Raw genomic sequence first — 13,253 nt, forward strand, 5'->3', positions numbered from 1 at the left:
TTCAGTTACCGAATCCGGACGGCGCGGGCACCGGAGCGGGGGCGCCGCCGCCTAACCGAGCCGCGGCGAACGCCGCGCCCTGGTCGATCGACGACCCGTCGTCAGCGTAGGAGTTGTGGGCTGCGAAATTCAGTCCCTGCGAGCACACCGGGTCTTCAGGGGCGCAGATCTTGAGCGTCTTCGCCTGGTAGAGCGGACCGATCGCCACTTGCGGCTGACCCAGGAATTCCATCGCGCGCAAGTTGGGGGTCCCGAACAAGACCACCGACGAGACATGGTCGGCGACAGCGGGATCCAGCGGCTTGGGCACCGTCGCCGGGTCGACCCCGTCCGGAACACGGGCGGAGGTGACGAAGCCCATGACGGCAGCGCCCTGCGAGAAGCCGGACAGCACCATCTTCGTCTTGGGGCACGCGCTCGCCATCGAGTTCACGTGAGCGCCGGCATCCCGGATGCCGTCGACGCCGGTGGCCCATTCCTCGCTGGCGGGGTAGTTGACGGAGTAGACGCCCAGCGACTGGGCCCCGATTCGCGGGCGCAGGTTGTCGACGAAGGCCTGCCCGGTGGCGCCCAGGCCGTCCTCGCCCGTCCCTCTGGCGTAGACCACCTCGACGTCTGGGCACGGCTCAGCAGACGCACCTGGCGCGGGGGAAGCCAGAATCGAAGCACTGAGACCCGCAGCTACGGCTGCGGCGGAACCGAGGAAGCGCGTGATCATGCCGCTTATTTTGCCCGCCTATGCGTTCTCCAAACCACCGCAAACGTATTAACGCTGTGAATTTTCACAGCCGGGCCCCACGCCCGTTGCCGGGATGCACGGCCAGTCGCCGTCACACGTGGGGGAGAACTTCGTCGACCAACCGGTGCAGACCGGCCCACCCCTCGTCGATCGGAAGACCACCGATCAAGGGGTTGATCACGACGTCTGTTCGGCCACCGTGGATCTGCGCGACCAACTGGTCCGGGGTGAGAATCTCGACGTTGTCGAGTTGACGGAGATCAGCGACCGTCGCCGCCGGTGTCTCGTTGGGCCTGGGAACCCCGGTCCGTTTCCAACCGGTGTACTCGACCGCCTCGTTCATGACGAATTCGCCGTACCGAGACCAGGCCTCGTCCGGGTCTGGATGCAGCAATGTGACGGTGCTGCCGTTTTCGGGGTAGTAGGCAAAGCCCGTCTTGCCCTGCTTGCGCAACTCGTCGGTGTATACGGTCACCAACTCGGGCATGGCCATCGGCGGCGAGAACGGCAACCCGAACCGCGCCGCGCGCCGAGCCGCGGCTGCGGTCATCCCGCCGACGAAAAAGAACGGGTGCGGACGCGTGTGCGGCTTGGGCGTGACGTTAATGACGGCGCCGTCGTACTCGAAGGGCTCATCGCCCCATGCCTGCAGCAGCACCGAAAGGCAAAGGTCCATCAGGGCGCCGCGCCGCGACCAGTCCTTGCCGGCCGCATGATATTCCTCGGGTCGATAACCCATGCCGGCCACGAAGCTGAACCGGCCCTGGGCGAGATTGTCCAGCACGGCGATATCCTCGGCGAGCCGGATCGGATCGTAGAGTGGCACGATCAGCGCGTTGATGCTGATGCGGGTTCGGCGGGTCCGTCCCGCCAGCGCGGCGGCCAGCAGCAACGGTGACGGCAGCCAACCCGTGGCGGCCAGGTGGTGTTCCTCGGCGCTGATCGCCGTGAACCCGCTGTTGTCGGCGAATTCCGCCATCTCCAGCGCGGCGCGGTAGCGATCGCCGTGGGGTCCTGACGGATCCGCGATGTTGGTCATGTTCAGCCGCAGCGCGGTGAGCAGTTCCGCCATCATTGCCCGGATTGCGGAGGCCCGAACAACGTCCCTCTGATCATCCGCTTGGCAGCACTGAGTGTGGCGTCATAAGTCTGCTGCGAGCCGCGGGCGGCCGGCTCCGTGAGGCCGCGGGTCAGTGCGCAGATGGCGTCGACAGCGGCCGCGGTGTTCGTGGCGGGGGAGAGTGCGCCTCGGCTGTGCGCCGTATCGACGATCTCGGTGACGACGACGCGCAGCGCCTTCGAGCCGGGGTACTGGCCGCCGCTGGGTACCGCCTGCGTGGTGCCGCCGGAGCGCACGGCGCGCAGAAAGGCGGGCAGGTGCGGATAGTCGTGTATTAGCCGCTTCGATTCGTCCAGCACCGCATCGAGCTGGTCGGCGACGTCATCAAAGCCCTCGACGGCGGCCCGCAGTCGGGGTAGGACGATGTTCTCGATCTCCTCACTGGTCGCCTTGAGTAGTTCGGACTTGTTCGCGAAGTAGTGGTAAAGGCTGCCGCTGGTCATGTCGGCGGCGCGGGCGATCTCGCGGATCGTCGTCTGGGAATAGCCGACCTCGGCCACGCAGCGCATCGCCGCAGCCATGATCCGGTAGCGAGTCTGCTCTCCGTCTGCACCCACCGGACGGCCGAGCTGGGCTCCCGACGGTGATCGATCGGACAGGGAAGAACTGGTAGTCACGCTTGAATGGCCCCCATCGAGAAAATGCTGAAATCGCCTACCACCGCGACCGCCCGGCCGCAGGAACTAATTGATCGGTCGAATATAAATGTATTTGACCACGTCGATACAGACCCCGCCGGTCCAGGTGGGCAGGAACACGAGTAAGGACACGGCTCACCATGGCCGGAACGAATCGGGGCCGCCCCGTAGGCGCAACTGGTGAGGAGACTCGCCAGCGGATCATCGGCGCAACGATGCGCTGCGTGGCGCAGGTCGGTTACTCCCGGGCGACCATCCGTGAGATCGCCCGGACGGCCAACGTCACCAGCGCGAGCCTCTACAACTACTTTCCGAACAAGGCGGAACTGCTCAAGGCCACGGTCAGGGGCAGGGCCGAGGCTGCCGTTCCGCGGTTGCGCAGGGCGGCCAGCGGGCCAGGTCACGTCGTCGATCGAATCGCGGCCGTCCTAGATGAGTGCGGCGCCTTGATGCGCGAGTATCCCGATCTGGCGGCGTTCGAGTGGGCCATCCAGGCGGAACACTTCGCAAAGGCCGGAGGGGAACCTCGGTTCGAGAACTTCAGCAAGATCATCGAGGGTGTGGTGGAGCAGGCCTGCCGCAACGGCGAACTCGGTGCTCATCCCGACCCGCACGCCACCGGGGAAGCGATTTACGCGCTTATCTACGGCCTCACGGAGCTGGCCGCGACGCTGCCGCCCGACGACTACCACGCGGCCCTGAATGCGGCCAAAGTAATGGTAAGAGGGGAACTCTTCGCTCCGGGAAGCTAGCATCTCCTTGATTGCGATCAAGCGATCGATTATCCGGACGGGCTCACGGAGGTCGCGGGTGACCGAGACTGTCGGCAGCACATTAGACGTGGAAGCGTTGCGCCAGAAGTACGCGCTGGAACGCAGCCGACGGCTGCGCCCCGACGGGATCGGGCAGTACGTAGAGATCGCGGGGGAGTTCGCCCGCTTTGCCGATGACCCGTGGGCGGACAAGAACTTCACCCGTGAGCCGGTCAGCGACGAGGTGGACGTGGCGATCGTCGGTGCCGGATTCGGCGGACTGCTGACCGGCGTGCGGCTACGCCAACGCGGGGTCGAGAGCATCCGCCTGATCGACCGGGCAGCGGATGTGGGCGGCACCTGGTACTGGAACCGTTATCCGGGGATCGCCTGCGATGTCGAGTCCTACGTCTACATCCCGCTGCTGGAAGAGCTCGGTTACATTCCCGAGCAGAAGTATGCGAAGGGATCGGAGATCTTCGAGCACTGCCGGCGCATCGCCGTGCACTACGATCTCTACCGAAATGCCTGCCTGCAGACTGACGTGTGTGAAATCCGCTGGGAGGCAGGGACTTCCCGGTGGGTTATCAAGACGAACCACGGCGACGAGATGCGGGCCAAGTTCGTCTCGATGGCCAACGGGTATCAGGCCAAGCCCAAGTTGCCCGGCATACCGGGCATCAACGACTTCCGCGGCCACATGTTTCACACCAGCCGGTGGGACTACGCATACACCGGCGATCAACTGGAGAATCTCTCGGACAAGCGGGTCGGCATCATCGGTACCGGGGCCACCGCGGTGCAGTGCGTGCCGCACCTGGCAGCGGCCGCGCAGCGGCTCTACGTATTCCAGCGCACGCCGTCGTCCGTCGACGTCCGCGCCAACGGCCCGACCGACCAGTTGTGGGCCGACACCTTACAACCGGGTTGGCAACGACGGCGGATCGACAACTTCCAGATTCTCACCTCCGGCGGGCAGGCCGACGAGGATCTGGTCGCCGATGCCTGGACGAGCATCACCCGCAAGCTGCCGGTGATGCGTCACGACACCGACGCAACCGTCAGCCCGGAGCAACGCACCAGGGATATCGAGATTGCGGACTTCGCCAAGATGGAGGAGATCCGGGCGCGTGTCGACGAGAGCGTGGTCGATCGCGCGACCGCCGAGGCGCTCAAGCCCTGGTACGGATACTTCTGCAAGCGGCCCTGCTTCCATGATGATTACCTGCAGACCTTCAACCGCGACAACGTGACCCTGGTGGACACCCGCGGACGCGGCGTGGAGCAGATCACCGAGGCCGGGGTGGTGGTCGACGGGGTGACCTATGAGGTCGACTTACTGATCTTCGCAACGGGTTTCGAAGTCGGCACCGACTACTGCCGTCGCACCGGATTCGAACTGATCGGGCGGGACGGCGTGACGTTGACCGAGCGGTGGAACGACGGAGTGCGCACTTTCCAGGGCTTGTGCGCCAACGGATTTCCCAACTGCTTCATCGAGAGCATCGCCCAGGCCGGGCTGACCGTCAATTTCCCTTATCTGCTGGACGTCCAGGCCACCCATGCCGCATGGATCATCGCCTGGGCCCTGGAACACGGGGTTGCCGAGGTCGAGGCTTCGGCGGCCGCCGAGGCCGCCTGGGTCCAGACGGTCGTGCAGCGCTCCGCGGCCACCGCCGAACGGGCCAAGACGTGCACGCCCGGCTACTACAACCGGGAAGGCAAGGCCGACGTCAAGACCCGCCAGGGCAGCTTCTTCTTCGGTGGCCCTACCGAATACGCCGACCTGCTGGCAGCCTGGCGCGCCGACGGGGATCTGGCCGGGCTGGAGATCCGGCCCACCCGGGACCATGCGTGAAGTACGTCCTCGGCCGCGTCCGAGCGGCGACCCGCCCCAGGCAGTCGCCCAAGGTGGCGATCATCGGGGCGGGTTTCGGCGGCCTGGGCGCGGCGGTCGCACTGCGCCGCGCCGGCATCGACGACCTGGTGATCATCGAGGCTGATGACGGCGTCGGGGGAACCTGGCGGCGCAACACCTACCCGGGCGCGGCCTGCGATATCCAAAGCCATCTCTATTCATTCTCCTTCGCGCCCAACAAAGCGTGGAGCCGGACCTACGCTCGCCAGCCCGAGATACTGGCCTATCTGGAGTCGGTGGTCGATGATTGCGACCTGGGTCGCCACCTCATGCTCGACACGACGGTGCGGTCCGCCCGCTGGGACGACGAGGCGGGGCGGTGGACCTTACGGTTGGATCGCCGGGGCTGGGCCCAAGATGTAGAATTCGACGTTGTCGTCTGTGCCGCAGGGCTTTTCGGGTCGGTGCGGCTGCCCGATATCGCGGGATTGGACGAATTCGGCGGTACCGTGATGCACACCGCGCAGTGGGACCACGGCGTCGATCTGACGGGGAAGCGGCTGGCGGTGATCGGCACCGGCGCCAGCGGCGTGCAGGTCATTCCGGAACTGGCCAAGATCGCCGAACACCTCACCGTATTTCAGCGCACACCGCCCTGGATGGTGCCCAAGGAGGATCGGCCCTACAGCGCAGCCGAATTGGCTCAGTTCCGGCGCAACCCGCTGGCCGCGCGCCGGAAGCGTTGGCAGATCTGGAAATTCCAGCACGACAACACTGCGACCATGGCCGACGACCCGATCGTCGCCGCGCGGTCTGCGTTCGCGACCTCCTTCCTGGAACGCACGGTGCCCGACGAGCACCTGCGCCGGGCGTTGACGCCGGACTATCCGTTCCGCTGCAAGCGCGTGTTGTTGGGTGACGACTTCTATCGAGCGTTGCAGCAGGACAACGTCGCACTGGTCACCGATCCCATCGAACGGTTGACGGACTCCGCGGTGGTCACCGCGTCGGGCGCTGCGGTCGACGTCGATGCCGTGGTGCTGGCCACTGGATTCGAGACGTCTCGCTATCTCTCGGGTATCGAGGTCATCGGCGCCCGGGGACGGAGTCTGCACGAGCGCTGGGGTCAAGACCCGACCGCGTACCTGGGTGTGGCGGTGTCGGGGTTCCCGAACTTCTTCATGCTCTATGGGCCCAACACCAATCAGGGCGGCAATTCGATCGTCTACATTCTCGAGGCGGGCGCTCGACTCGTGGCCAGCGCGGTGTCCCGGATCGCCCGCCACGGGGGATACCTCGATGTTCGTCCGGAGGCGGAGCGGCGCTACAACGACCGACTCTCGGCCGACCTGGAACGCTCGATCTGGACGCAGTGCGACAGCTACTTCCGCTCGCCCAGTGGCCGTGTCGTGACCCAGTGGCCGTACACCGAATTGGAGTACGCGCGCCGTACCTGGCGGGTCAGGCCGGGGGATTGGACGCACGAAGGTGCTGCATCGCCGAAAGTTGCCGCGGGGACCACGCTAAACCGGCCTTAAACTATCAGACGATTGATTATTTGCCGAAAACGATCCGCGTCGCCGTGGCGCCTGCATACGATCAATTGATTGATTGCATCGCCGTTTGGAAGGTCACCGATGTCGTACGTTGCTGTAATCCCGGAGCTGCTGGCGGCGGCGTCGTCGGAGTTGTCGGGAATCGGGTCGGCGTTGGCCGCCGCGCACGCCGCGGCGGCGCTGCCGACCGCCACAATCCTGGCCGCGGCCGACGACGAAGTGTCGGCGGCCATCGCCGCGTTGTTCGCCGGGCACGCCCGCGACTACCAGGCGCTCAACCTGCGGATCGAAGCCTTTCACCAGCAGTTCGTGCGGTCGCTGACATCCGGTGCGGGCTGGTACGCCGCTGCCGAATCGGCCAACATCACTCCGCTAGAACAGGCGCTCAACCTGATCAACGCACCAACCCGGGCGCTGACCGGCCGGCCGCTGATCGGGAACGGCGCCGACGGGCCGGCCGGCACCGGTGCCGACGGTGGAGCCGGCGGACTGCTGTACGGCAATGGCGGCAAGGGCGGATCGGGGGCGGCCGGCCAGGCCGGCGGAAACGGCGGCAGCGCCGGGCTGATCGGTAACGGCGGCGCGGGCGGTCAGGCGGGCACCGGCGTCGACGCCACCCGGCCGGCGCCGGCGGGGGGCCGGGGCGGTAACGGCGGCCTGTTGTCCGGCAATGGCGGTGCCGGCGGCATGGGGGGCGCCGGCGCGATCGGTGGCGTCGGGGGCGCCGGGGGCAACGCCGGATTGGTGGGCGACGGCGGCAACGGTGGCGCCGGCGGAGCCGGCCAGACACCGGGTGCGGGTGGGGCCGGCGGCTCCGGGGGCCAGCTCGCCGGCCACGACGGCGCTCACGGGGCGACCGGAACGAAGGTCAGCGGCCCCAGCAACCCGGGTAATCCGACCGATCCGGGTAATCCGACCGATCCGGGTAATCCGTCGAACCCCCCAGGCCAGAACGCGGTGGGCGCGGCCCGTGACGACAAGATCACGTCCGCCAATGGAGGGACCGTCGCCGACGGCAATCTGAAAGAAATCTCCGGCGTCGACGCCGGGATCAACAACCCGGATGTCTACTGGGTGCACAACGATTCCGGAGACAGCGCACGCATCTTCGCAATCGATGCCAAGACCGGTCAGACCCTGGCCACCTACAAGCTCAGTGGCGCCTCAGCGAGCGACTGGGAGGACATCGAGGTGGCCAAGGGTCCGGATGGCAAGTCCTACATCTACGTGGGGGACATCGGCGACAACGGGCTGTCGCGCAGCAGCGTCACGGTCTACCGGGTGCCCGAGCCGATCGTCACCGGCACCGCAAGCAATCCCACGAGCGGTTCCCTGTCCGGAGTCGAACAACTCAAGCTGCAGTATCCCGGCGGAGAGAAGATCAACTCCGAGGCGCTCGCGGTCGACCCGAACACGCGCAACCTCGTGGTGGTGGAGAAGACCAGCGGCAGCGTGTCGCGGGTGTTCGCCGCTCCGGACGCCGGATGGACCAGCGCGGGCAGTAGCAGTAGCCCGACACAGTGGAATCAGGTTGCCACTCTGGACATGTCCCGCTCCTCGTCGAAACTAGTCACCGCCGCGGACTTCTCGCCGGACGGCTCGCAGTTGGCGGTGCGGACCTACCGCGATGTCCTGCTCTGGGATCGCGCCCCGGGCACCAGCGCCTGGTCGCCGTTCGGTCAGCCGCCTGTCGACGCGCCGGCGGTCAGTGAAACGCAGGGTGAAGCGATCGCCTTCCATCCCGATGGTCGGGGCTACGTCACGGTCAGCGAGGGGACCGGCCAAACGTTGCACGAGTACAACATTCGCTGACGTTGGTGGTAAGCAGGCGTGATGAACGCTTCGCTGCTCACCAGGACAAAGGGCAACGGTCAGCTGGCCGCCCGCCGGCTGGGCGACGTGTCGTGGGCGATCGTGCAGGCATCGAGCGCCGCCGGGTTGGCCTGGTATATCGCGCACGACCTGCTGGGTCATTCTGATCCCTTCTTCGCTCCGATCACCGCGGCGGTAACGCTGTCGGCCAGCAACGTGTTTCACGCACAGCGGGTGATCCAGAACATCTGCGGGGTGGCCTTGGGAATCAGCCTGGGCGCCGCGGTGCAACTGCTGCTCGGCAACGAATGGATCGCGATGTCCGGGGCGGTGTTCGCCGCGTTGTCCATCGCGGTGTTGATCGGTCACGGATTTCTCGGCGAGGGACTGACATTCGCCAACCAGACCGCCGGGTCGGCCGTTCTGGTGATGGCGATCACCGGTGGTGACCGCCTCTTCGAGCGTCTGCAGGAAGCCATGATCGGCGGCGGTCTGGCCTTGGCGATGAGTCTGCTGCTGTTCCCGGGCAACCCGGTGGAGATTCTTCGTGCGGCCCGCGTTGCCGTGTTGGATGCTCTGAAAGACGCTCTTGGTCAACCCGATCGGATTCTGCCGGCAGCCGATCGGGTGCATGAGCGCCTGGACGACCTCATCGAGGCCCGCTATCACGCGCGCCTGCTGGCGCGGTTCGCGCCGCTGCGCCGGAACCTGCGCGCCGCCGTCGAAAGCGCCGATCGGCAGGCCGCGGAGTTGACGCTGCTGGCCGGCTCCGTGCTGCACCTGGCCCGAGCGGCAGCGCCGGAGAACCGTGGAGCCGAACCGGCCGAACCCGTGCGCGAGGCGATCGGTGAGCTCGCGGCGGGCCTGAACGACGTCGAGGGTGACGTCGAGGCGGCGAGCGCCCATGCGCGGGCCGCCTGTGGATGCGCGGCGTCGATCGACTCCACTGAGGCCGCGGGGTCTGTGCTGGCCGATGTCGTGACAGCGTGTGCCGAAGACCTGCAGCGGGTCATCGATCTGCGGCCGTGAAAGCCCGGCCTTTTCTTCTGTCTGATTCTCACCGCTGCCGGGAAGCGGCCGGATCGTTAGCATCGTCGAATTGCCCATCGACCGTACGAGTTGAGGATCTCTGTTGAGTCACCGTCTGCGCTGGCTTGGTCGAGTGTCCTGGCTCAACGTCCTGGGCGTAGTCGCAATCGTTTTCGCGGCGACTGCGATCGTGGTCAAAAACCTTCCCGAAGACCGGTCGAATGAGATCCTCAACGTTTCTTACGACCCCACCCGTGAGCTGTACGCGGCGATCGACCAGGCCTTCATCACCAAGTACGGAAACAGATTGACCGTCAGGCAGTCTCACGGCGGCTCGGGTCGGCAGGCGCGCAGCGTCGCGGACGGGTCCCAGCGAGCCCAGGTGGTGTCGCTGGCGCTGATCAGCGACATCGACACGCTGGCCAGGCGCGGGCTGCTGGCAGCCGATTGGCGGCAACGACTCCCCAACAACTCGGTTCCCTACACCTCGACCATCGTCTTCCTGGTCCGCAAGGGCAATCCGAAAGGCATTCGTGACTGGCCGGATCTGGTAGACCGCGACGTCGCGATCGTTTCACCCAACCCGCGCACCTCGGGTAACGGCCAGCTCAGCGTGCTGGCCGCCTGGGGTTCGGTCACCACGCGGGGCGGCAGCCCGGAACAGGCCGGCAGTTATGTGCGGGCACTGCTTCAACATGTCGCGGTCGCTGATGCCGGGGCGCGCGGTGCAGGGGTGAGCTTCACCGTGCAGCGGATCGGTGATGTGCAATTGACGTGGGAGAATGAGGCGCTGCGCGAGGTCGCCGCCAACAAGGACGAACTCGAGATCGTCTACCCGCCCGTGAGCATCCTGGCCGAACCCGCCGTGGCGTGGGTCGACGCCAACCTCGCCGATGCCAGGGTGGCCGGCAACGCCAAGGACTACTTGCGCTATCTGTTCACCGACGCCGCACAGGAAATGATCGCGCAGTACGGTTACCGGCCGTTCCGGACCGACATTCTTGCCCGCCATACCGACCGGCTTCCTTCTCTGAGGCTGTTTCCGGTGACCGCGGTCGCTCGTGACTGGACCGATGCCCGGGAAAAGTTTTTCGGCGACAACGGAATCCTCGACACCCTTACGGCGCCCCCGGTCGCCGCCGCACCGGCGACCTAGAAGATTCACGTGGGTCAACCATTCCAGTACGGCTGGATCAAGGGGCGGGCGGACCTGATCGCCGGCCTGACCGTCGCGGCCATCTCGTTTCCGCAAGCGATCGCGTATGCACTGATCGCCGGTGTGGACCCGAAGTTCGGCGTCTACTCGGCCGTCGTGGTGACGACGATCGCGTCGATCTTCGGGTCGTCCTCGCACCTGATCAACGGACCGACGAGCGCGATCTCACTGCTGGTTTTCACAGCCCTGGCGTTCATCGACTCGGAGAACACCGGGCAGCTGTACCAGGCGCTTTTCCTGCTGGGTGTGCTGGTCGGGGCGTTCCAGATCGTCATCGCAGTCTTCCGGCTCGGCAACCTGACCCGCTACATCTCGGAATCCGTGATCATCGGATTCATGGCCGCCGCGGCCTTCCTGCTCGCCATCGGGCAGCTTGGTAATGCGCTGGGAGTCAAGGACAAAGGCAACGGCCATATGCAGGTGCTACGGCGCGTGTGGCTGACGTTGTTCCGCGGCGATGCGATCAACTACCGAGCGGTGATCGTCAGCGCCACCGCGGTGGTGCTGGCAGTGGTGCTCCGAAAGGTGGTGCAGCGCTTCGGGCTACCGCAGATCGACATGCTCGCCGTGCTGATCATCACCGCACTGATCGCCTATCTGGCCGGCTGGTCGGTGCCGGGCGCCGGCGGGCACACCGCGGTGTCGGTGGCCGCCAAGGTGCCGCGCAGCTTACCGACCCCGCACATCCCTGAGGTCAACACGGCGTGGTTGCCCGAGTTGTCGACCGGGGCCCTGGCCATCGCCTTCGTCGGCATCATCGAAGCGCTGTCGATTGCCAAAGCCATTGCGCACCAAACTCAACAGAAGCTCGACTACAACCGGCAGATCATGGCCGAAGGCCTGGCTAATCTCGGTGGCGGATTCTTCCAAAGCCTGCCGGGATCGGGGTCTTTGTCGCGCTCGGCGATCAACTACCAGTCCGGTGCCGCGACCCGCTTCTCCGGCATCGTCTCGGCCGCAACGGTTGCGGTTGCACTGCTGCTTTTCGCGCCGTTGCTGCGCTATGTCCCGCAGCCGGCGCTGGCCGGACTGCTCCTGGTGACCGCGGCGCGCCTGGTCAACTTCCAGCGCTTGATCTACACGCTGAAGGCGTCCCGGTATGACGCGGGCCTGGTGATCGTGACGGCCGTCACCGGGATTGCGATCGATCTCGACAAGGCCGTGCTGCTGGGCGTCATCCTGTCGATCCTGCTGTTCGTGCCGCGCGCCGCCAAACTCAAGGCCACTGAACTCATCGTTACCCCCGAACGCGTGGTGCGCGAACGTGTTCCGGGTGACGAGCCGGATGCGAGCACCTTCATCTACGACCTGGAGGGAGAGCTGTTCTTCGGGGCCGCAACGGAATTGGACCGCCACCTGGCCGACCTGACGCAACGGATCGAGTCGGAGGATCGGGGCAGGGTGGTGATTCTGCGACTCAAACGCGTACGGCACCCTGATGTGGTGTGCATCGAGCGGATCGAGCATTTCCTTCGCGAACTCACCGACCGGGGCGTCACTGTGCTGCTGGCAGGACTGCGACCCGACACCGCCGCGATCCTGAAGAACGTGGGCTTCGACAGTTGGTTCCCCGCCGAGCACGTCTTCCCCGAGGAGGATAAGGAATTCTCGGCCACGCTCAAAGCCGTGCGCTATGCGCACGCAACGGCGGCAGATCGCCCCGTTGCGCAACCTGACCTGTACTACCTGGTCTGAAATCTGCTCACGGCGTACCCGCCTTCGCCGCGGCGACGACACCGCCGTCCACCAGCAGGTCAGTGCCGGTGATGAAGGTGGCGTCGCTGCCGAGTAGGAATGCGACCGCCGCGGCGATGTCATCGGGGGTCCCGATGCGCCCGGTACCGGACATGGCGATCATGGCCCGCATTCCGTCACCCACGGGCGAAGCGAGTTCCTGTTGCCCCATCGGGGTGGAGATGATGCCCGGGCTGATCGAATTGATGCGGGCTCCTCGACGGCCCCAGTGCGCGCTAGCCGCGCGAACGCGAACAACGTTGGCCTGTTTGGCGATCGGGTAGGCGAAATTCGGCTCACCGATCTTACTGACGAAGTCCAGGGTGAGCAGTTCCTCGGGCGGATTGTGCGCCAATGCCCGTTCCTGCTCGGCCGACAACGGTGGCATGAAGTGGCCGGCCATGCTGGAGATGACGACCCCCGCCCCGCCGGGGGCGATGACGTCGCCGAACTCGCGCAGTACCAGTGCGACACCGAGCAAATCGACAGCCAGGATCGATGCGGCGGAGGCCTGCGCAGGGGAGAGTCCAGCGGTGTGCGCCAGTTGTGTCACATTGCCCAGCGAGTCGGCGAACTCGGCAAGCGCGTGCACCGAGTCAGGCGAAGCGACATCGACCGTCTGACTCTTCACGTCGTATCCGTCGGCGGACAGCGATTCGGCGACCGAGGTCAGCACCCGTTCGTTGTTGTCGGCGAGCAGCACGGTCTTCGACGAGCCCAGCCGCCGGGCGATCGCCTGGCCCATGCCACCAACGCCGATCACGGTCAGCACTTCGCGGTACACCGTCACTGGGTCTCC

The 13,253-nt window shown here is 66.0% G+C and carries 11 protein-coding genes; 7 read left to right on the forward strand and 4 right to left on the reverse strand.

Annotated features, from left to right (window positions below; all coding sequences use genetic code 11):
* Nucleotide 1 precedes the first annotated feature (1 nt).
* The 3 genes from JX552_RS01420 to JX552_RS01430 all read right to left on the reverse strand — a co-directional run bounded on the left by JX552_RS01420 (nucleotide 2) and on the right by JX552_RS01430 (nucleotide 2,476).
* Entirely contained in the window at nucleotides 2-718 is a 717-nt protein-coding gene (locus JX552_RS01420) for a cutinase family protein (RefSeq protein WP_205875761.1), read from the reverse strand.
* 112 nt (nucleotides 719-830) lie between these two features.
* Nucleotides 831-1,814 carry an LLM class flavin-dependent oxidoreductase gene (locus JX552_RS01425; protein ID WP_241010844.1) on the reverse strand — a complete coding sequence of 328 codons (984 nt, stop codon included), beginning with the start codon at nucleotides 1,812-1,814 and terminating at the stop codon, nucleotides 831-833.
* Nucleotides 1,811-2,476, reverse strand: coding sequence for a TetR/AcrR family transcriptional regulator (locus JX552_RS01430; protein WP_241010845.1), 666 nt, complete (start codon nucleotides 2,474-2,476; stop codon nucleotides 1,811-1,813). The genes JX552_RS01425 and JX552_RS01430 overlap by 4 nt, the downstream gene beginning before the upstream one ends.
* 161 nt (nucleotides 2,477-2,637) lie before the next feature.
* On the opposite strand from JX552_RS01430, the gene JX552_RS01435 reads away from it, so the two are divergent.
* The 7 genes from JX552_RS01435 to JX552_RS01465 all read left to right on the forward strand — a co-directional run bounded on the left by JX552_RS01435 (nucleotide 2,638) and on the right by JX552_RS01465 (nucleotide 12,415).
* A complete protein-coding gene (locus JX552_RS01435; RefSeq protein ID WP_205875762.1) occupies nucleotides 2,638-3,249 on the forward strand; it encodes a TetR/AcrR family transcriptional regulator in 612 nt (203 codons plus the stop codon).
* A gap of 58 nt (nucleotides 3,250-3,307) precedes the next feature.
* A complete protein-coding gene (locus JX552_RS01440; protein ID WP_205875763.1) occupies nucleotides 3,308-5,107 on the forward strand; it encodes a flavin-containing monooxygenase in 1,800 nt (599 codons plus the stop codon).
* Nucleotides 5,104-6,645 (forward strand): flavin-containing monooxygenase, encoded by a 1,542-nt coding sequence (locus JX552_RS01445; protein ID WP_241010846.1) that lies wholly within the window; start codon nucleotides 5,104-5,106, stop codon nucleotides 6,643-6,645. The genes JX552_RS01440 and JX552_RS01445 overlap by 4 nt, the downstream gene beginning before the upstream one ends.
* Nucleotides 6,646-6,744: 99 nt before the next feature.
* Nucleotides 6,745-8,475 carry a PE family protein gene (locus JX552_RS01450; RefSeq protein WP_205875764.1) on the forward strand — a complete coding sequence of 577 codons (1,731 nt, stop codon included), beginning with the start codon at nucleotides 6,745-6,747 and terminating at the stop codon, nucleotides 8,473-8,475.
* 21 nt (nucleotides 8,476-8,496) lie between these two features.
* On the forward strand, nucleotides 8,497-9,504 hold the full coding sequence (locus JX552_RS01455; RefSeq protein ID WP_205875765.1) for an FUSC family protein: 1,008 nt from the start codon (nucleotides 8,497-8,499) through the stop codon (nucleotides 9,502-9,504).
* A gap of 103 nt (nucleotides 9,505-9,607) precedes the next feature.
* Nucleotides 9,608-10,660, forward strand: coding sequence for a sulfate ABC transporter substrate-binding protein (locus tag JX552_RS01460; RefSeq protein WP_241010847.1), 1,053 nt, complete (start codon nucleotides 9,608-9,610; stop codon nucleotides 10,658-10,660).
* A gap of 9 nt (nucleotides 10,661-10,669) precedes the next feature.
* On the forward strand, nucleotides 10,670-12,415 hold the full coding sequence (locus JX552_RS01465; protein WP_241010848.1) for a SulP family inorganic anion transporter: 1,746 nt from the start codon (nucleotides 10,670-10,672) through the stop codon (nucleotides 12,413-12,415).
* A 7-nt stretch (nucleotides 12,416-12,422) separates the two neighbouring features.
* On the opposite strand, the gene JX552_RS01470 is transcribed toward JX552_RS01465, so the two are convergent.
* Entirely contained in the window at nucleotides 12,423-13,238 is an 816-nt protein-coding gene (locus JX552_RS01470) for an SDR family oxidoreductase (protein ID WP_205878144.1), read from the reverse strand.
* Nucleotides 13,239-13,253 lie beyond the last annotated feature (15 nt).

Origin of the sequence: Mycobacterium gordonae (genome assembly GCF_017086405.1) — a bacterium.
In the GTDB taxonomy this organism is placed as follows: domain Bacteria; phylum Actinomycetota; class Actinomycetes; order Mycobacteriales; family Mycobacteriaceae; genus Mycobacterium; species Mycobacterium gordonae_D.

Coding starts and splice junctions, on each gene's coding strand:
- JX552_RS01420 (WP_205875761.1), bottom strand. CDS start 718: ATGATCACGCGCTTCCTCGGTTCCGCCGCAGCCGTAGCTGCGGGTCTC.
- JX552_RS01455 (WP_205875765.1), top strand. CDS start 8,497: ATGAACGCTTCGCTGCTCACCAGGACAAAGGGCAACGGTCAGCTGGCC.
- JX552_RS01435 (WP_205875762.1), top strand. CDS start 2,638: ATGGCCGGAACGAATCGGGGCCGCCCCGTAGGCGCAACTGGTGAGGAG.
- JX552_RS01450 (WP_205875764.1), top strand. CDS start 6,745: ATGTCGTACGTTGCTGTAATCCCGGAGCTGCTGGCGGCGGCGTCGTCG.
- JX552_RS01425 (WP_241010844.1), bottom strand. CDS start 1,814: ATGATGGCGGAACTGCTCACCGCGCTGCGGCTGAACATGACCAACATC.